The organism is Pseudomonas sp. McL0111 (assembly GCF_052567255.1).
Genome location: NZ_CP199585.1, coordinates 5,662,081 through 5,682,598, shown reverse-complemented (window position 1 = coordinate 5,682,598; position 20,518 = coordinate 5,662,081). Strand labels below are relative to the sequence as shown.

At 61.0% G+C, this 20,518-nt stretch carries 9 protein-coding genes; 5 read left to right on the top strand and 4 right to left on the bottom strand.

Going from position 1 to position 20,518, the window contains the following annotated elements; all coding sequences use genetic code 11:
* Positions 1-13: 13 nt before the first annotated feature.
* Positions 14-973 carry a nucleoside-specific channel-forming protein Tsx gene (locus ACTWLJ_RS25685; RefSeq protein WP_445178995.1) on the bottom strand — a complete coding sequence of 320 codons (960 nt, stop codon included), beginning with the start codon at positions 971-973 and terminating at the stop codon, positions 14-16.
* Between the two features lie 456 nt (positions 974-1,429).
* Between ACTWLJ_RS25685 and ACTWLJ_RS25680 the strand changes: the two genes are divergently transcribed.
* On the top strand, positions 1,430-11,953 hold the full coding sequence (locus ACTWLJ_RS25680; RefSeq protein WP_445178994.1) for an autotransporter-associated beta strand repeat-containing protein: 10,524 nt from the start codon (positions 1,430-1,432) through the stop codon (positions 11,951-11,953).
* A 116-nt stretch (positions 11,954-12,069) separates the two neighbouring features.
* Here ACTWLJ_RS25680 and ACTWLJ_RS25675 read toward each other — a convergent pair whose 3' ends face one another.
* On the bottom strand, positions 12,070-13,065 hold the full coding sequence (locus ACTWLJ_RS25675; RefSeq protein ID WP_445178422.1) for an IS110 family transposase: 996 nt from the start codon (positions 13,063-13,065) through the stop codon (positions 12,070-12,072).
* A 392-nt stretch (positions 13,066-13,457) separates the two neighbouring features.
* Here ACTWLJ_RS25675 and selD point away from each other — a divergent pair, with 392 nt between their 5' ends.
* Together selD and mnmH are read left to right on the top strand one after the other, a co-directional pair.
* A complete protein-coding gene (gene selD, locus ACTWLJ_RS25670; protein ID WP_445178993.1) occupies positions 13,458-14,492 on the top strand; it encodes a selenide, water dikinase SelD in 1,035 nt (344 codons plus the stop codon).
* Positions 14,492-15,595 (top strand): tRNA 2-selenouridine(34) synthase MnmH, encoded by a 1,104-nt coding sequence (mnmH, locus tag ACTWLJ_RS25665; protein ID WP_445178992.1) that lies wholly within the window; start codon positions 14,492-14,494, stop codon positions 15,593-15,595. The genes selD and mnmH overlap by 1 nt, the downstream gene beginning before the upstream one ends.
* A gap of 355 nt (positions 15,596-15,950) precedes the next feature.
* Here the strand turns inward: mnmH and ACTWLJ_RS25660 are convergent, their stop codons facing one another.
* The gene (locus tag ACTWLJ_RS25660; RefSeq protein ID WP_445178991.1) at positions 15,951-16,625 is read right to left on the bottom strand and encodes a histidine phosphatase family protein; all 675 of its coding nucleotides are present in this window, start codon (positions 16,623-16,625) and stop codon (positions 15,951-15,953) included.
* Between the two features lie 245 nt (positions 16,626-16,870).
* Here ACTWLJ_RS25660 and ACTWLJ_RS25655 point away from each other — a divergent pair, with 245 nt between their 5' ends.
* Positions 16,871-17,569, top strand: coding sequence for a glutathione S-transferase family protein (locus ACTWLJ_RS25655; protein ID WP_401210657.1), 699 nt, complete (start codon positions 16,871-16,873; stop codon positions 17,567-17,569).
* 248 nt (positions 17,570-17,817) lie between these two features.
* A complete protein-coding gene (hemB, locus tag ACTWLJ_RS25650; protein ID WP_445178990.1) occupies positions 17,818-18,792 on the top strand; it encodes a porphobilinogen synthase in 975 nt (324 codons plus the stop codon).
* Positions 18,793-18,919: 127 nt separating this feature from the next.
* On the opposite strand, the gene ACTWLJ_RS25645 is transcribed toward hemB, so the two are convergent.
* Positions 18,920-20,449: an FAD-dependent oxidoreductase gene (locus ACTWLJ_RS25645; RefSeq protein WP_445178989.1), complete on the bottom strand. Its 1,530-nt coding sequence runs from the start codon at positions 20,447-20,449 to the stop codon at positions 18,920-18,922.
* Positions 20,450-20,518: the final 69 nt, after the last annotated feature.

Genomic DNA, 20,518 nt, shown 5'->3' with positions numbered 1-20,518 from the left:
AAATCTCCTGAAATCAGAACTGATAACCGATGCCGGCGTAGTAACCCCAGCCGTTTGAGCGGGCGCGGAAATTGCCGTCGCCGAAGTTCAGCTCGCTGCCGTCTTCCCAGTTGCCGCCGTTGTGGAAATAACGCCCCACCAGGGTGAAGCGCAAATGGGTGAACGAGTACAGCAGGACGTTGGTTGCCACCGTGGCATTGGCGGTGCGCGCCGGATTGTCCTTGTGAATGTCCGAGCCGAAATCGAAGTTGGTGAAGCCGATGTAGGTCAGCGACGCACCGTTGCTGTAGCTGTCGATGGGCACGATGTACTTGAGCTGGGCACGGTAGCCGTCCCACGAGTATTCATTGCTCGCGCCGTAGTTTTCCCACTGGTAACGCCCATACAGGTTGGCCGACAGATTGACCCGCGAGCGAGTGTCGATGTCGGTGCCGAAACCGCTGTATAGGGTGTTGGCGCGGTTGGCTTTGCTGCTGCCGTTGTCGTAGATCCAGTCGAACGCCACATACCATTCCTTGAACGGTCCGATGGCCAGACTGCGCCCGGCGAGATAGTCGATGGAGATTCGCGGTTCGTGTTCCATGAACACTGGCGAGCCGTGATCCCACACACCTTTGTCGTGGCTGTTGCCGATGTTGAAGATCTTCGGGATGTCGATGTAGCCATACAGCTCGAACGGGCCCTTGCGCCCGAAATACTCATATTCCAGGTAGATGTCGTCAGCCGGCTGCGGGCCGAAGCTGATGTCTTTGCTGCCGATCAGGGTCACATCCTGATTGAACCAGTCCGACAGGTAAGCACCTTTTTTCGGCGGGTTGGCTTCGGGGCTGAGGGCTTCACCTTGGGCGGACTCTTCCGGCAACGCCGGTTGTGCCAAAGCGCTGGCGCTGAGAAGTCCGGTAACGCCGGTCAGTAGCAAGGAAACAGCAAACGTGCGCACAAAAGGGGCGCGAGGAGAGGAGGCAGCGTGCATTCAAAGTCCTTTTTTGCGGATCGAGGCCCGGGATCTGCGGGTCTGTACGGTTTTGTTACGAAAAAGCCGTTCCAGGCGGCTCGCAAACGTTTGCACAAGGCGTACCAAGTTCCCGAGCAGATCGATTTTCCCCTTGTGGGAGCGAGCCTGCTCGCGAAAGCGGTCGATCACTTAAACCAGCGTTGTATGGCACGAAACCTTCGCGAGCAGGCTCGCTCCCACAGGGGCGTTGGAGTGCCTTCCAGCCTAGTATTTGCTGGCCGAAACCCCCGGTTTAGACGGCCCTAGTATTAAAGTATTAACACCATTTAATCCGTGCCCCATTGCTGGGCGTCTACTAGCTTGTGAGCAATAGAACGGTTTTGTGATGACCGTCGCAGTCTTGATTCGCGTGTCGAATAAGCCCTGCTTGTCCACGCCTTCAAGGATGAATCTGGCCACTACAAGGAGTAGCCCGTGGAAGCAAGGTTTGGTGTCGCCCTCGTATCGCGTTTTTCCCCACTTTCCCTTGCTGTGCACCTGAGCGTCGCCGGACTGCTGTTCGGCGGCATGAGCGCTCCGGCACTGGCTACTTGCTCGACGGCCGGGTCCACCGTGACCTGTACCGGCGTGCCGACGCTGCCGCTGTTTCTCAACAACTTCTCCAGCGCCACCAACAATCTGACGGTCAACGTCAACTCCGGGGCGTCGATGAATGCCACTCTCGGCGGCCATGTCCTGGACCTGACCGGGGCCAACATCAGCCTGAACAACTCCGGCACCATTGACCCGGCGTTCCTCGGCCTGGTGTCGACATTGAGCGGTGGTGCATTTATTGGCACCGGCGTGGCCAGTACGGTCAGCGTGCTCAACAACGCCAGCGGGATCATTCGCGGCACGGGGATGTTGCTCGGGCTGGACCTGACCAGCATCCAGGGTTTTGGCATTGCGGTGAATAACGCTGCTGCCGGCACCACCAGCATCACCAACAACGGCATCATTACCTCCACTGGGTTGTCGGTCGGTGGCATAACGCTCGCGGATACTCCAGTAATCGGGGTCTACGGCGGCTCGCAAGTCAACATGACCAACAGCAGCACCGGTACGATCACTGGCCGGATCGCCTTTGAAACTTCGGCGGCGGGCAACACCTTCACCAACGCCGGCGCGATTACCGGCGGCGTGTCGATGGGCGCTGGAAGCACCAACACCTTCACTGCGGTGACCGGTTCTTCGGTGCAGGTCGGTGACGGTATTCAGATTACCGTCGGCCTCGGCGGATTGATCGGAATCAACCTGACGTTTGCCCCGACCGGGACGGTCGATGGCGGTACTGGCGGCACCAACAGCCTGGTTCTGCAAAACCCGGCCGGTGTCGGCGGCGGCACCACCGGTGTTGGCACTGCGTCGAGTGCCACCTACGTCAACTTCAACAATCTGACGCTCAACAGCGGCACCTGGACGTTGCAGGGGCCATTGGTCAGCGGCAGCACCACGCTCAACGGCGGCGTTGCCCAGTTCAACAACAACGCCACGTTCGGCAGCGGTGCAATCACCTCAAACGGCGGGATCTTGCAGGCCAGCAATGCCGGTTTGAACATCGCTAACCTGATCTCCCTCGGTGCCGGCGGCCTGGCAGTGCAGGGCACCAATGCCACGACCCTGAGCGGGGTTATTTCCGGCAGCGGTGGCCTGACCAAGGTCGGCGCCGGCCAGTTGAGCCTCACTGCGGCCAACACCTATCTGGGCAACACCACGCTCAATGGCGGCACGATTCAGGTGGGCAACAATCAGGCATTCAGCACGGGTAGCATCAACTTCATTGGCGCGACCAGCCTGTCGGCACCGGGCACGATCAGCCTGAACAATGCCATCAGCCTCGGCGGTTCGCTGACCGCCACTGGCAGCGGTGCCTTGACCCTCGGCGGCCTGATCACCGGCAACAGCGGTATTACCAAAACCGGCTCCGGCAGCCTGACCCTCAGTGGTGCCAACAGCGGTTATACCGGCGTCACCACTCTGAACGCCGGCAGCTTGCTGGTGACCAATAACAACTCGCTGGGCAGCGGGGCGCTGACTACCGCCGCCGGCACCAGTCTCGACAGCACCGCCAACGTGACGCTCGCGAACAACGTCGCGATGACCGGCGCCCTCAATGTCCTCGGCAGCAATGCCCTGACGCTCGGCGGCGTGCTGTCCGGCACTGGCGGCATCACCAAAACCGGTAGCGCCAGCCTGACCCTGACCGGCAACAACACCAACAGCGGCAACACCGCACTAAACGCCGGCAGCCTGTTCGTCGGCAGCAACACCGCACTCGGGACCGGCGCATTGAACGCGGCGACGGGTACCACGCTGGATGCGACCACGGCGGTGACCTTGGCCAACGCCGTCGTGCTGGCGGCGGATCTGACCATTGGCGGCACTCAGGCGCTGGGCCTCAGCGGCATCGTCAGCGGCGCCGGCAATCTGATCAAGAATGGCACCGCGAACCTGACCCTCAGCGGCAACAACACCTATTCGGGCGGCACCGCGCTCAACGCCGGGACGCTGATTGTCGGTTCCAACACCGCGCTGGGCACTGGCGCATTGACGACGGCGGCCGGCACCATGCTTGACGCCAGCACTGCTGCAGCACTGACCAACGCGGTCTCGCTCGGCGGTAATCTGGACATCGGCGGCAGCGCTAATCTGACCCTCGGTGGGGTAGTCAGCGGCAGTGGCGGCCTGACCAAAAACGGCGCGGCCAACCTGATTCTCAATGGCGCCAATACCTTCCTCGGTGGCGTCGCGCTCAACGCCGGTACCATTACGGCGGGCGCCAATGCTGCGCTTGGCAGCGGCAATATCACCGTTGACGGTGTGGCGACCCTCGACAGCAATGCGGCGGTGACGCTGAACAACAGCGTCATTCTCAACAACGCCTTGAGCATTGGCGGCAGCAATGCTCTGACGCTTGGCGGCGTGATCAGCGGCGCGAGTCAGTTGATCAAAAATGGCGTAGCCAATCTGACCCTTAACGGCACCAACACCTTCAGCGGCGGTTCGACGTTGAACGCCGGCAGCCTGACCGTCGGTAACGGCGCAGCACTCGGTACCGGCGCACTGACCGTGGCCGGGGCGGGCACTCTCAATAGCAGTTCGGCGGTAACGCTGAACAACGCGATCACTCTGAATGCCAACCTGACCGCTGGCGGCGCCAACGCACTGACCCTTGGCGGAGTCATCAGCGGTGGCAACGGCCTGATCAAAACCGGCGCGTCAAGCCTGACGCTCAACGGCAATAACACTTACACCGGCACCACGGCGCTGAATGCCGGATCGCTGATCGTCGGTTCCAACACCGCGCTAGGCACTGGCTCACTGAATGCGGCGAACGGCACCACACTGGATGCCAGCACCGCTGCGACCCTGACCAACAACGTCAACCTCGGCGGCACCCTGACTCTTGGCGGTAGCAATGCGCTAACCCTGGGTGGTGTGGTTGCCGGTATCGGCGGGCTGGTCAAAAACGGCGCGGCCGATCTGACGCTCAACGGCGCCAACACCTATCTGGGCAACACGTCGCTGAACACCGGCAAACTGACAGTCGGCAGCAACACCGCACTGGGCGCGGGTACGTTGAACGCAGCGGCCAACACCACGCTGGACTCGAACACCGCGGTCAGTTTGAACAATGCCGTGGCACTGGCCGGGGCATTGAATATCGGCGGCAGTGCCAACCTGACACTGACCGGACTTGTCAGCGGCGCTGGCAGTCTGGTGAAGAATGGTGCGGCCAACCTGATTCTCAACGCAGCCAACAACTTCGTCGGCGGCACAACCCTGAACGCAGGCACGCTGACTGTCGGTAACAGTTCGGCGCTGGGCAGCGGTGCACTGACCGTCGGCGGCGCGGCGACCCTGGACAGCAACTCGCCACTGGTCAATCTGAACAACAACGTCGCGCTCAACGCTGATCTCACCGTCGGCGGCACCCAGAATCTGGGCCTCAGCGGTGTGATCAGCGGTACCAGCCAGTTGATCAAGAATGGCGCGGCCAATCTGACGCTCAACGGCAACAACACCTTCAGCGGCGGCACCACACTGAACGCCGGTACGCTGACCCTCGGCAATGCCAACGGCCTGGGCACTGGCGCGTTGACTGTCGGTGGCGCGGCGACGCTGGATAACAGCGCCTCGTTCGGTATTGGCAACGCGGTCACCCTGAACGCCGGGCTGACGGTGGCTGGCAACAATGACCTGAGTCTCAACGGCATCATCGATGGCGCGGGCAGCCTGACCAAAAACGGTTTGTCGGATCTGGCCCTGTCCGGCAACAACACCTTTACCGGTGCGCTGAATATCGTTTCCGGCAGCGTCACCACCCTCAACGCCAACGCGCTGGGCAATACTTCCGGCGTCGATATCAGCGCCGGCGCCGGGCTCAATCTCGGCAGTGATGCCAGCCTTGCCGCATTGACCGGCAGCGGCAGTGTGCAACTCACCGGCAGCAATACGCTGACCGTCGGTGGCACCAACACCACCAGCACCTTCGATGGCGATCTGAGTGGTAGTGGCGGCCTGGTCAAGGTCGGCACCGGCACGCTGAGCCTGACCGGGATCAGCGGCATCACCGGTAACACCGCGATCAACGGCGGTACTTTGGATCTGAGCGGCTCGCTGGCCAGTGCACAGCTCAACGTCAACACTGGCGGTACCCTCACGGGTACCGGTTCGGCGCTCGGTACAGTCAACGTCAACAGCGGCGGGCATCTGGCCTTGTCCTCGGGCAATACCCTGTCGGCGAGTGCGCTGACCCTCGCTGCCGGCAGCAACGTCGATGTCAGTCTTGCAACGCCGTCGACCAGTTCACTGATGAACATCGGCGGCAACGTGACCCTCAACGGCAACCTCAACGTCACTGATGCCGGCGGTTTCGGTGTCGGTGTGTATCGCCTGTTCAACTACACCGGGGCCCTGACTGATCTGGGCCTGGATGTTGCGAGTGTGCCGGTGGGTTATGCCCTCGGTGATCTGGTGGTGCAAACCGGTGTTGCCAATCAGATCAACATTCAAGTGTCGGCGCCGAACTCCAATATCCGTTACTGGGATGGCAGTCAGACCATTGCCAACGGCGTGGTCGATGGCGGTACCGGGACGTGGAACGCCGTCGGCACCAACTGGACCGACGCCAACGGTCTGGTCAATCAGCCATGGGCCAGCGACTTCGCGGTGTTCCAGGGCACGGCGGGGACGGTCTCGGTTAACGGCACGCAACTGTTCACTGGCCTGCAGTTCATCACCGACGGTTACAACCTGGTGAATGGCACGGCGGGGCAACTGACAGCGGTCAACGGTACGGGCGGCACCACCGCCGTGCGGGTCGATCCTGGCGTGACGGGCACCATCGGCGTGAGCATCGATGGCAGCGGCATTCTCAACAAGCTCGACAGCGGCACGTTGGTACTCAACGGCGCCAACACCTACAGCGGCGGCACGCAACTGGATGGCGGCAAAATTATTGTCGGCAGCAACACCGCGCTGGGCAGCGGCACACTGACTGCCAATGCCGGCACGCAACTGGACAGCAATGCGGCGGTGACGCTGGCCAACGCGGCAACACTCAACGGCAACCTCACCGTGGTCGGCAGCAATGCGCTGACCTTGAACGGGGTGATTGGCGGCACGGGTGGCCTGATCAAGACCGGCGCTGCGAGCCTGACCCTGGGTGGCAATAACGCCTTCCTCGGCCCGGTAGCGCTGAATGCTGGCGCACTGATTCTGGCGTCGAACTCGGCGCTGGGCTCCGGCATCTTGAACGCGGCCGGCGGCACTACGCTGGATGCCAGCAGCGCAGTCTCGGTGAACAATGCGGTGAATCTGGCCGGCAACCTCGCGATTGGCGGCAACGCCGATCTGACCCTTGCCGGGACCGTTAACGGCGCAGGCAGCCTGACCAAAAACGGCGCGTCCAACCTGACGTTGAGCGGCACCAACGGTTTCCTTGGTGGTACCACGTTGACCGCCGGTACGCTGACCGCGGGCAGCAACTCGGCACTCGGTCTGGGCAATCTGACCGTGGGCGGCACCTCGGCGCTGGACAGCAACAGTGCGGTAAGTCTGAGCAACAACGTGGTACTCAATGCCAATCTGAGCAACACCGGCAGCAACGATCTGACCCTCGCTGGCGTCGTCAGCGGTGCTGGCGGGCTGATCAAGAATGGCGCGTCGAATCTGACGCTCGGCGGCATCAATACCTACAGCGGTGGCACCACGCTCAACGCAGGCACCCTGACCCTTGGCACTGGCGGATCGCTCGGAATTGGCGCGCTGACCGTGGCTGGCGCATCGAGCCTCGACAGCACTGCGCCTCTGGTGCTGGCCAACAACGTCAACGTCAATGCCAACCTCAATCTGCTGGGCAACAACAATATGACCCTTGGCGGGATCATCGCCGGCACTGGCACACTGAGCAAAAACGGCCTGGCCGACCTGACGCTGAGCGGCAGCAATACCTTCAGCGGTACCTTTGATGTACTGGCCGGCAGCCTGACTACCCTGAGCAATGCGGCGCTGGGCAACAACGCCACGGTCAACCTCGGTGGTGGCGCGGCGCTTAACCTCGGTGCTACCGGCAGCGTTGGCAGCCTCACCGGCTCCGGTACTGCGAACCTTGGCAGCGGCACCACGCTGAGCATCGGCGGCAACAACCTGAACAGCACCTTTGACGGCATTCTCAGCGGCGACGGCGGGCTGACCAAACTCGGCACCGGCGCCTTGACCTTGACCGGGATCAGCAATCTGACCGGTGACACCAACGTCAATGCCGGCACCTTGCAGGTCAACGGCTCGTTGGCCAGCGGCAATGTGCAGGTCAACAATGGCGGCACCCTCGGTGGCAGCGGCACCTTGACCGGTGCGGTGACCGTGGCGGATGGCGGTCATCTGGCCGGCACCACCGGCAGCACCTTGTCGGTGAGTTCGCTGGTGTTCAATACCAACTCCAACTTCGATGTGGGCCTGGGCACGCCAGTCTCCGGTGGCGGCAATGCACTGGTGAATGTCGGCGGCAACCTGACCCTCGACGGCACCCTCAACGTCAGTGACATCGGCGGCTTCGGCAGCGGTGTCTATCGTCTGATCAACTACACCGGCGGCCTCACCGATAACGGCATGCTGATCGGCAACGTACCGGGCAGCGTGACCCCGGGCGATCTGCAACTGCAAACGGCGGTCGCCAATCAGCTCAACCTGTTGGTGACCGCACCGGGCGTTACCGTGCAGTTCTGGGACGGTAACCAACTTATCGCCAACGGTTCGGTGGATGGCGGCAACGGCACCTGGGGAACCGGTACCACTAACTGGACCGACGTCAACGGCACCACCAATCAGGCGTGGACCAACAACTTTGCGGTGTTCCAGGGCGCGGCGGGCACCGTCACCGTCAATGGCGCGCAAACCGTCACCGGTTTGCAGTTCGTCACCGATGGCTACAGCCTGCAAAACGGCACTGCTGGCTCGCTGAATCTGGTCAACGGTTCGATGGGTAACGCGACGATTCGGGTCGATCCGAACGTCACCGCAACACTCGGCGTAGCGCTCAACGGCGCCGGCACTCTCGGTAAATATGACACCGGCACACTGGTGCTCAACGCGGCCAACGGTTACACCGGCGGCACAGCGCTTAACGGCGGCAAGATCGTGGTTGGCAACAACGCCGCACTCGGCACGGGAGTGCTGACGGCCGCCGACGGCACCGCGCTCGACAGCAACGCCGCCATCACCCTCGGCAACGCCGTGGTGGTCAACGGTGGGCTGACCGTTGCCGGTTCCAATGCCTTGACCCTTGGTGGCGTCGTCAGCGGCGCAGGCAGTCTGATCAAGACTGGCGCATCAAGCCTGACCCTCAATGGCAGCAACACCTACAGCGGCGGCACTCAGCTCAACGGTGGTTCGCTGATCCTCGGTAACAACAGCGCGATCAGTAGCGGTGCGCTGAGTGTGACCGGAAACTCGACACTCGACAGCACCTCTACACTGCAACTGGCCAACGCGATCAACCTGGGTTCGCAACTGACCCTCGCCGGCAACCAGAACACCACGCTGATCGGTGCGGTCACCGGCAGCGGCAGTCTGGTGAAAAACGGCGGAGGCAGTCTGGTCCTCAGCGGTGCCAACACTTACAGCGGCGGCACCACACTGAACGGCGGCAGCACCAGCGGCGACACCAGCAGCCTGCAAGGCGCCATCGTCAACAACGCGGCGCTGACCTTCGCGCAGAACGCTGACGGCACTTACACCGGCAACCTCACCGGTGCCGGGACGCTGGATAAAACCGGCACTGGTCAACTGTTGCTGACTGGCAACAACACCTTCACCGGCAACACTTCGGTGCAGGCCGGCGGCTTGACCGTCAACGGTGTGCTCAATAGCGCCAACGTCAACGTCGCCAGCGGCGCGACAATCGGTGGCAGCGGTCAGCTCGGTGGCGCAGTGCAACTGGCCAGCGGTGCAACGCTGGTCGGTGGCGGCACGGCGACACCGTTGTCGGTTGGTTCGTTGGCGTTGTCGTCGGGGACCAATCTGGACTTCAGCCTCGGCTCGGCTGCCAGCTCTACCACGGTGGTCAACGTGGCTGGCAACCTGACCCTCGACGGTACGCTGAACATCGCCAATGCCGGCGGTTTTGGCACTGGCGTCTATCAACTGTTCCGCTACGGCGGCAGCCTGACCGACAATGGTCTGGTCTACGGTAGCCTGCCGGTTTCGGCGGCCAATCTGACTCTTCAAACCGCTATCGCCAATCAGGTCAACCTGCTGGTGCAAGGCACGCCGGGTGAGGTGCAGTTCTGGAATGGCGGCACCGTCAATCCGGACGGCAGCATCGGCGGCGGCAGCGGTGTGTGGGGGCCGAGCACTAACTGGACTGATCCGACCGGTACTCAGGCCTTGGCTTCGAACGGTCAGTTCGCAGTATTCGGCGGACAGAGCGGCACCGTAACCGTGCAGGGCAATCAGAACTTCACCGGTCTGCAATTTCTCGTCGGCGGCTACAGCGTGGTGCCGGGCGCGGGCGGCAGCCTGACGCCGGTCAACGGTCCTGATGGCAGCCTGGCGCCGGTACGGGTCAATGCCGGTGGCAGCGCGGAGATTTCCGCGCCACTGGTGGGCACTGGCGGTATCGAAAAACTCGACTCCGGCACCTTGATCCTGAGCGGCGCCAACACTTACAGCGGTGGCACCACGGTCAGCGGCGGTACGCTGATCGGTAACACCACCAGCCTGCAAGGCAATATCACTGACAACGCGACACTGGTGCTCCAGCAGAACACCGATGGTCAGTTCAATGGTGTGCTGAGCGGCACCGGTGCGCTGGCCAAACGTGGTCTCGCGCGCTTGTTCGTCACCGGCAATCAACCCTTCAGCGGCACTGTTTCGGTGGATCAAGGCGTACTGCAAGTCGGCAGCCGCGCCGCTCGTGCATCGTTGGGCGGACAGGTGACTGTCGCCAATGGCGCCGGTCTGAGCGGTAATGGCAGCGTCGGCTCTATCGTCAACAATGGTGTGGTTGCCTCCGGCGGGGCCGACGGCACGCTGAGTGTGGCCGGCAACCTGACCAACGCAGCGACCGGTGTACTGGCTTTGACCGTCAGTTCGCCGACCGCCACACCGTTGGCAGTCGGTGGCACCGCGACGCTCGGCGGTGGCTTGCAAGTCAACAGCCTGGCGCCGTTCACCACTGACACCACGTACTCGCTGATCACGGCGGGCGGTGGCGTGACCGGCACCTTCAGCAGCACCGATCTGCCGCAGTATGCGTTCCTCAACACCGCGCTGAGCTACGGTCCTGACGCAGTCACCCTGGCAGTCAGCCGCAACGGCAATTCGTTTGCCGATGTCGCTGCCACCGGCAACCAGCGCGGCACTGCGACGGCATTGTCGAACAACGGTGCGGCGGGTGCGGCGTTGCAGAACCAGATCGTCAACCTCAGCGTGGCCGGGGCGCGCAACGCCTTCGATAGCCTCTCCGGGGAAATCCACGCCAGCACCGCGAGCGCCATGCTTGAGGATTCGCGCTTCATCCGCGAGGCGGTCAACGACCGCATGCGCCAGCCTTCGTGCAGCGCTGCGGATGATCCACGCAAAGCGCTGGCGCCAAGTGACACGCAACTGAGCAGCAATGGCTGCCACGGCGAAATGGTCGGCTGGGTTCGTGCGCTCGGCGCCTGGGGTGATATGGGCGGCGACAGCAACACGGCGAAAGTCGATCGCAGCCTCGGCGGCTTCATGCTCGGCACCGACAAGGCGCTCGATGACAACTGGCGTGCCGGGATGGCCGCTGGCTACACCCGCAGCAACCTCAACGAGCATGACCGCAACTCTGACGCCAAGGTCGACAGCTACCACTTGGCTGGCTACCTCAATTCGCAGTTCGATGCACTGGCAGTGCGCCTCGGCGCGGCTTATAGCTGGCACAGCATCGAAACCAAACGCGACGTCAGCGTCGGCACTTACAACGACCGTCTGAAGGCTGACTACGATGCGCGCAGCGCTCAGGTATTCGGTGAAGTGGGTTACGCGATCAACGCTGCGGGCATCGCCATCGAGCCGTTCGCCGGTCTGGCTTACGTCAACTACGACAGTGACACCGCCAAGGAAAAAGGTGGAGTGGGGCGCCTGAAGGCTGACGCCGATCAGGACATCACTTACTCGACCCTCGGTGTCCGCATCGGCAAGTTGATTACCCTGGCCAACGGCAGCCAGCTCACCCCACGTGCCGCCCTCGGCTGGCGCCATGCTTACGGCGATACCAAACCGAATGCCGACCTGACCTTCATCGACGGCGGCGCCTCGTTCAGCACCCAAGGCGTGCCGATTGCCAAGGACAGTGCGTTGGTTGAGGCAGGCGTGGACTTCCAGGTCACCCCGACCGGCAAACTGGGCATCGGTTACTCGGGACAAGTGTCGAGCGACAACAACGACAGCGCCATGACCATCAGCTTCAGCCAAAGCTTCTGATCATGGTCGAAGCACCTTGACCGCCCGAAAGGGCGGTTTTTTTTGCGCTGAAGGCAGGGTGTTTCGTGATGAGGGATGTGTTCACCCACGACTCCCTGTAGATACTCTGTTCACGGTCAAGCTTTTGCGAGGTGTTTGTCGCTAAAAAGCTTGGCCGTATCAAAATCTTCACCCGCTTGCATGCAGGCCCACAGTCCGGTCAGGTACTTGCGCATGACCGCGACGATGGCCTGCATCTTTCTTTTTCCTCGCCCGATCAGCGCCTCGTAAAACGCCTTCACGTTACTGTCGCAACGTATGGCGCTCAGTGCAGGCATGTACATCGCCGAGCGTAGGTAGGCGTTTCCTCCCTTACTTATCCGTCCAGGTTTATCGATGCTGGTACCTGATTGCGTCAGTCGAACATCGAGTCCCGCATGTCGGCTGACTTGTGCGGACTTAAGCGTCACAGGCAAGGTCGTCAATTCCGCCAGTGCCGAAAATACTGAAATTTCGCCCATGCCCGGCGCGGCGATCATGTGTCCGAACTGAGCGCTTAGTGTCGGGCAGTTGTCGATCAGCGCCCGACCTGCGAGCCTGAAACGCTCAATTCGTTTGTCAAACGCGGCGATCGCTTCTTCTTCGTCTTCAATCAACATTGTGAGCGTTGTTTGAGTAGCCTTCAGCGCATGCAACTCGTTCTTGGCGCGGGTGCGGTGACACGTCAAACGATTGATATGCCTTCCGATAGCCCGCAACTCCAACTGTATGGCAGTGGGTGGCGTCCACAATCTTGGGCTCATGCGTTCGCCGTATTCGGCCAGTAACTGGGCATCGATTGCATCGGTTTTACTGTTTTTAAGCATCAGTTTGGCAAAGTTATGAAAGCTCTTGGGGTTGATCACCGAAACGGGCAAACCCGCAGCAGCGAGCTCCATGGCCAAATCCAGGTAATAGATGCCGGTGGCTTCCATCACCACGGATAAAGGCTTGAGCTGGAGCAACTTGTTGACCGCTGCCTTGCGCCCGGCGGGCGTTTGGTCGATGTTGCATGCACCTGCAAAACGACCGTCGTTGCGCCAGCCCATGGCCGTTGTGCGAGATCCCACATCCAAACCGACATGCATGCTCATGCTTTCAACTCCGAGTGAACTGGGTTAAAAATGCTTCCTGGTTCCCCTGACCTCGAACTTCATGCCACTGCAACCTTGTAATGCGAAGTCCGACTTGTCGGCTTCTCGATACTCTTCGTGGTGGGCAATGAGGCGGGGGGACCTCTCTACAGACAAGGTCAGGAGCAAGTCCTGCCTTCAGGAGCGATCGGTCTCCCCCAGAAACACATCTTCGTATGTCCGCACCAGCGAGCTTAGACTCACTCGACTGGTGTGGGAGCAACATACAAGGAGTGAGCTTGCTCGCGAAAGCGCCAGCACAGGCATCATCAATCCCGAACCAGTCATCCCAAAGCATCCACCCCCAAACCCCCTCTGCTAGAATCCGCCCATTCCCTGCCAGAGACTTCCCCATGAGCGAACCGATTCGTCTGACCCAATACAGCCATGGCGCCGGTTGCGGCTGCAAGATTTCCCCGCAAGTGCTGGAAGTGATTCTCGCCGGCAGCGGTGCGCAGAACCTCGACCCGAAACTGTGGGTCGGCAACGCCTCGCGTGATGACGCGGCAGTGTATGAAATCGACGCCGAGCGTGGCGTGGTTTCGACCACTGACTTTTTCATGCCGATTGTCGATGACCCGTACGATTTCGGGCGCATCGCCGCGACCAATGCGATCAGCGACATCTACGCCATGGGCGGCGATCCGCTGATGGCGATTGCGATCCTCGGCTGGCCGGTGAATGTTCTGGCGCCGGAAGTGGCGCGGGAAGTGATTCGCGGCGGTCGGGCGGTGTGCGACGAGGCTGGGATTCCTCTGGCGGGCGGCCACTCCATCGATGCGCCGGAGCCGATTTTCGGTCTGGCGGTCACCGGTCTGGTGGAAAAACGCCACATGAAGCGCAACGACACCGCCACCGCAGGTTGCCTGCTGTACCTGACCAAACCGTTGGGCATCGGCATCCTCACTACCGCCGAGAAGAAGGGCAAGTTGCGCCCCGACGACGTCGGTGTGGCCCGCGACTGGATGTGTACGCTGAACAAACCCGGCAGCCGCTTCGGCAAATTGTCCGGGGTCACCGCGATGACCGACGTCACCGGTTTCGGCCTGCTCGGCCATCTGGTGGAAATGGCCGATGGCAGCCAACTGACCGCACGCATCGCCTACGACCGCGTGCCGCGTCTGGACAGCATCGAGTATTACCTTGAACAAGGCTGCTTGCCCGGCGGCACCTTGCGCAACTTCGACAGCTATTCGAGCAAGCTCGGACGCCTGCAAGAGCTGCACAAACGCGTGCTCTGCGATCCGCAAACCAGCGGTGGTCTGCTGATTGCCGTTACCCCTGAGGGCAACGCCGAATTCCTCGCCATGGCCACGGAACTGGGTCTCAACCTTGAGCCAATCGGTGAACTGGTTGAGCGACAGACACACGCAGTCGAGGTGATTTGATGCCCCGCGACTGCACTGATTACCGCGACATTTTCCTCAACGACCGGCCGATGATGGATGCCCGTGCGCCGATTGAGTTTGCGCATGGGGCGTTTCCAGGGGTGGTCAACCTGCCGCTGATGAACGATATCGAGCGGCAGAAAATCGGCACTTGCTACAAGCAGCACGGGCAGCGAGCGGCCATCGAACTTGGCCATCAACTGGTGTCCGGCGAGGTCAAGGCTGAACGTATCCAGGCCTGGGCCGATTTCGCCCGGGAACATCCCGACGGTTACTTGTATTGCTTTCGCGGTGGCCTGCGTTCGCAGATCACTCAGCAGTGGCTGAAAAGCGAAGCGGGGATCGACTATCCGCGTGTCGGCGGTGGCTACAAGGCGATGCGCAACTTCCTGATCAATACCCTTGAACACGCGGTGACCGAGTGCGACTTCGTGTTGCTCGGCGGCATGACCGGCACCGGCAAGACCGAAGTGCTGGTGCAACTGCGTAACGGCCTCGATCTGGAAGGGCACGCCAATCACCGGGGTTCAAGCTTCGGTAAACGTGCCACCGGGCAGCCGTCGAACATTGATTTTGAAAACCGCCTGGCCATCGACATCCTCAAAAAACGTGACACGGGCATAGAGCAATTCGTGCTGGAAGACGAGAGCCGCGTTGTGGGCAGTTGCGCCTTGCCGCTGTCGTTGTATCAAGGCATGCAGCAGTACCCGATGGTCTGGCTGGAAGACAGTTTTGAAGATCGGGTGGCGCGGATTCTGCGCGACTACGTGGTGGATCTGTCGGCGGAGTTTTCGACCGTGCATGGTGGCGAGGGCTTTGCGCTGTTTTCCGAGCGTCTGCTGGCGAGTTTGAACAACGTGCGCAAACGCCTCGGCGGCGAGCGGCATGCGCGGTTGATGGTGTTGATGGAAGATGCGCTGAACGAGCAGGGGCGTAGCGGGGCGGTGGAGTTGCATCGCGGCTGGATCGAAGGGTTGCTGCGCGAATATTACGATCCGATGTACGTGTTTCAGCGCGAGAAAAAGGGCGGGCGGATCGAGTTCGCCGGGGAGCGGGAAGCGGTGTTGGAGTATCTGCGGGAGCGGGTGAGTCAGCGGGTCTGATAGTGTTTTTTATGGCCCCATCGCTGGCAAGCCAGCTCCCACAGGTTCCGTGTAGTGCCACAAAACGGTGGCAACCACAAAACCCTGTGGGAGCTGGCTTGCCAGCGATGAGGTCCAACCAGCCGCTACATAACTCAAGTCGGGCAAGTCCACAGGTTCCGTGTAGTGCCCAAAACGGTGGCAACCACAAAACCCTGTGGGAGCTGGCTTGCCAGCGATGAGGCCCCACCAGCCGCTACATAACTCAAGTCGGGCAAGTCCACAGGTTCCGTGTAGTGCCACAAAACTGTGGCAACCACAAAACCCTGTGGGAGCTGGCTTGCCAGCGATGAGGCCCAAACAGCCTTTACATGATTCAAGTCGGGCAAGTCACCTTGCCGTTATCCAGCCCCTGCTTATAGCTGTGACTCTGCAAACTGGCCTTGCCGTTGTGCCAGGTCAGCGTCAGCACATACAGCGAATCAAAGTCGTTGCCTGCCCAGTCATCCGTGATGTGCTGTTTTTTGCCGACGGCGTTGCCGGCAACCGTGTTGATCAGCTCCGGCAGGTAGCCATGTGACCACGCGGTGTAGATGGTCGAGTTGTGATACTTGTCTTCAAGCAGCTCATGCGCCAGATCACTGGTGTCATTCGCCGAGAACTCGATGTTCACCGGCAAACCGAGCTTGATTGCCGCAGGACTGATGGTCATCAGCGGTCGAATGTAGCTGTACGAGTTATCCAGTTCGCCTTCTTCAACATTGCGGGTCGGGTTGGCGGCAAACACGTAATCAGCCTTGCCGAACTTCTCCGGCAACAGCGTCGACAGTTCGATGGCGCGGTTCAAGCCCTGGCAATTGAGCTGGCCGAGGCCGCCTTCTGGTTTTTCCGCATGGCGCAGAAACACCAGCGTCTGGGTGCCGTCCACCGGTTGTGCGCGGCTCTCGCTGGATTCCAGCGACAGCAGCAACGCACTGACCGCCAGCAGCGAGGGCAGGGCCACGTAGGCGCGATGTTTGAAACGTTTGGCGAAACTCATCAGGTTCGTCATGAAATAGGGGGTTCTTCAGCAATTTCGGTTAAGGCTGACAAACCCTTACACCGCGGGCTCCCAGCGCCGAGTGTTGTCCATGTCGTTGTTACGGTCCTTTGAGGCCATCAGACCCGTTTGGTTCGATCCTAACGGCAACGCTGTCTGGCTGAAGCCCAGGTTAACCACAGGATGTTACGGTTCGTGTAGGAGTCGCAGCAGCGCTACATTATGATCAACCCTCAATTTGTGACTGGATGCTTCCCATGACCGATCTGTCCGCGTTCCCGATTACCCAGAAATGGCCGGCGCAGTACCCAGACTGGATTCAGCTCTACTCCTTGCCGACGCCCAACGGCGTCAAAGTGTCGATCATGCTTGAAGAGGTCGGCCTGCCTTACGAGCCGCACCGCGTGGGCTTCGACACCAACGATCAGTTGTCGCCGGAGTTCCTGTCGCTGAACCCGAACAACAAGATCCCGGCGATTCTCGATCCCCATGGCCCGCAAGATCAGCCGCTGCCTCTGTTCGAGTCCGGCGCGATCCTGATCTACCTCGCCGACAAGAGCGGCCAGTTGCTGGCACAGGAAGGCGCGCTGCGTTACGAGACCATCCAGTGGTTGATGTTTCAGATGGGCGGTATCGGTCCGATGTTCGGCCAGCTCGGCTTCTTCAACAAATTTGCCGGCAAGGATTACGAAGACAAGCGTCCGCGTGACCGCTACGTCGACGAAAGCAAACGCCTGCTCAACGTGCTCGAAACTCGCCTCGAAGGACGCGACTGGATCATGGGCGAGCGCTACACCATCGCCGACATCGCAACCTTTCCATGGGTGCGTAACCTGATCGGCTTCTACGAGGCCGGTGATCTGGTCGGCATCAGCAACTTCCCGAACGTCACCCGGGTACTGGAGCGATTCCTCGCCCGTCCAGCCGTGGTTCGTGGGCTGACTATTCCTTCCTGACACCACATATTCTCATGTGGGAGCGAGCCTGCTCGCGAATGCGGTGTATCAGAAACCAGACTGGTTGAATGACACGACGCTTTCGCGAGCAGGCTCGCTCCCACGGTAGATCGGAGTGAAACTCACAGATTATTGCACCCCCGGTAATGCACTCTTGATTGATCCAGGTTTGTACCCCATCCCCCGCAAGGCATAAGCTTCGCCCCCTACGACTTTCGTCTCATCTGCCGTTTTTCAGGAAAGACCCCATGTCCAGTCAGTTCCCCGAAGCACGTCCCCGCCGTCTGCGCCGCAATGCGAGCCTGCGCAGTCTGTTCCAGGAAACCGAATTCACCCTCAATGATCTGGTGCTGCCGATTTTCGTCGAAGAAGAAATCGACGACTTCGTGCCGATCAAAAGCATGCCCGGTGTGATGCGTATTCCCGAGCGCAAACTGGCCAGCGAGATCGAGCGTTATGCCCGTGCCGGGATCAAGTCGGTGATGACCTTTGGCGTGTCGCATCATCTGGATGGCAACGGCAGCGATACCTGGCGTGAAGACGGTCTGGTCTCGCGCATGTCGCGGATCGCCAAGGACGCCGTGCCGGAGATGATCGTGATGTCCGACACCTGCTTCTGCGAGTACACCGACCACGGCCATTGCGGCGTGATGCACAACCATGAAGTCGATAACGATCAGACCCTGATCAACCTCGGCAAACAAGCCGTGGCAGCGGCGCATGCCGGTGCCGACGTGATTGCGCCATCGGCGGCGATGGACGGGCAGGTGCAGGCGATTCGCAAGGCACTGGACGCGGCCGGATTCACCCAGACGCCGATCATGGCCTACTCGACCAAGTTCGCTTCGGCGCTCTACGGTCCGTTCCGCGAGGCCGGTGGCAGCGCGCTCAAGGGCGATCGCAAAAGCTATCAGATGAACCCGATGAACCGCCGCGAAGCGCTGCGCGAATCGTTGCTGGATGAGCAGGAAGGTGCCGATGCGCTGATGGTCAAACCGGCCGGCGCGTATCTGGACATCATCCGCGATATTCGTCAGGCCTCGAACCTGCCGCTGTCGGCGTATCAGGTCAGTGGCGAGTACGCGATGATCAAGTTCGGCGCACAGGCCGGGGCGATTGATGAAGATCGCGTGGTGCGTGAAAGCCTCGGCGCGATCAAGCGCGCGGGTGCGGATCTGATCTTCACCTACTTTGCGATGGATCTGGCTCTGGCCGGGATCTAAGCAACACCGTGAAACCCTGTGGGAGCTGGCTTGCCAGCGATAGCGGTGGTTCAGTCAGCATTGATTTTGACTGTGCAGATCGCATCGCTGGCAAGCCAGCTCCCACAGGTTTCGTGGTGTTCTTGAGTTATTCGAAATACGGCCTGATCCCTTGATCGCGAAAGTAGCGCTCAATCACTTTCGGATCGGCGCTGCTGTCGGCAATCGCCACATAGGTGTCCGGGCGCAACAGGTAGAAACCGTTGCGGCCCAAGCCCGCCGTTTCAAACGCCGGACGCCAGTCGAACACGTGCAGCGGCAAATGATGTTCAACACACCAGGCGATCATTTCGTCGCTGGTGTCGCCGTACACATGCACCTGCCAGCACGGCTGGCGCAGCGGCTCGTAATTATCACCTTCACCATCATGTGCCCAAGGCAAACGGTCGCCACCGTGGACGTGTCCGGCGACGCCCTGGCTGAGCGGCATGCCACGATAGTTGAGGGTGACCTGCGAAACCGTGCGAAACAGAAACTCGCGGCTTGCCTCGAACGAGGCTATTTTCGGGATCAGAAACGGTGCCAAACGCATGCGCAGCAGGTCGGCGATACGGCCTTCGGCGGTGACGAAACTGAAAACTTTATCGGTGGTGGACACCAGCCGCCGGGCGAAGGCGATGCGTTCGGTTTCATAGCTGTCGAGCAGTTTGGCCGTCGCGCTGCCGTTGAGCACGGCGACGAGTTTCCACGCCAGATTGATTGAGTCACCGATGCCGGTGTTCATGCCCTGACCGCCAGCGGGGCTGTGCACATGCGCCGCATCGCCGAGCAGAAACGCCCGGCCCTGACGAAAATGCTCGGCCACGCGATGATGCACGCGGTACGTGGAAAACCAGTGCACGTCTTCGATGTGTACGTTCAAGTGTTCGATGGCGCGGCTGCTGACATCGGAAAACTCCAGAGTTTCGGCGCGGTCCGCACGCTCGTCGCGCACGGTGCCGATCAATCGTGCACGGCCTTCGCCGGCCAACGGGAACACCGCGAGAAAGTCCGCCTCGTCCAGATCGATATGCAACTCGCCATTGAGCGCCGGGCCGCTGGCCTTGACGTCGGCGACGTAGAAAATCTGTTGGTAAGTGCCACCGGGGAAACCGGCATCGAGGGATTTACGCACCACTGAACGCGCGCCGTCGCATCCGGCCACATAGCAAGCCTGACAGATTTCCTGCTCGCCATCGGGTCGACGCAAATGCGCGGTAATACCGTCGGCGGTTTGTTCGAAACTCTCCAGTTCAGTGTTGCGCTCAATCACCACGCCATAGTCTTCGAGGCGCTCGATCAGCAGCCGTTCGTGCTCATCCTGCGGGAAAATCTCGATGAATGAATAAGGCGTCAGGCCTTCACCGATGCGGTTCAGCGGCAACTGCGCGACCGGTTTGCCCTTGACCCAGAAATTCGCCGCCGCCACCCGATGGCCGTTGCGCACCACGGCGTCGGCCAGATCCAGTTGCCGGTACAACTCCAGCGTACGCGCCTGCACCGCGAGTGCCCGGGACGTGGTGCCGGGGGCTGAGGTCTTGTCGATGATGCGTACGCGAATCCCGAGTTTGCTCAGCCACAGGGCCAATACCAGCCCGGTGGGGCCGGCGCCGATGATCAGTACGTCGCTGCGGTTCATGGCCGGTGCTCCAATTGCTGTGCAGCAAGTATGGATCAGACGGTCAGGGCGGCCAGTTGGCCTGCCAGA

Excerpts from the sequence above, each read along its gene's own strand:
- selD (WP_445178993.1), top strand. The coding sequence starts at position 13,458 with ATGAGCGAACCGATTCGTCTGACCCAATACAGCCATGGCGCCGGTTGC.
- ACTWLJ_RS25685 (WP_445178995.1), bottom strand. The coding sequence starts at position 973 with ATGCACGCTGCCTCCTCTCCTCGCGCCCCTTTTGTGCGCACGTTTGCT.
- hemB (WP_445178990.1), top strand. The coding sequence starts at position 17,818 with ATGTCCAGTCAGTTCCCCGAAGCACGTCCCCGCCGTCTGCGCCGCAAT.
- ACTWLJ_RS25645 (WP_445178989.1), bottom strand. The coding sequence starts at position 20,449 with ATGAACCGCAGCGACGTACTGATCATCGGCGCCGGCCCCACCGGGCTG.
- ACTWLJ_RS25655 (WP_401210657.1), top strand. The coding sequence starts at position 16,871 with ATGACCGATCTGTCCGCGTTCCCGATTACCCAGAAATGGCCGGCGCAG.
- ACTWLJ_RS25660 (WP_445178991.1), bottom strand. The coding sequence starts at position 16,625 with ATGACGAACCTGATGAGTTTCGCCAAACGTTTCAAACATCGCGCCTAC.
- ACTWLJ_RS25675 (WP_445178422.1), bottom strand. The coding sequence starts at position 13,065 with ATGAGCATGCATGTCGGTTTGGATGTGGGATCTCGCACAACGGCCATG.
- mnmH (WP_445178992.1), top strand. The coding sequence starts at position 14,492 with ATGCCCCGCGACTGCACTGATTACCGCGACATTTTCCTCAACGACCGG.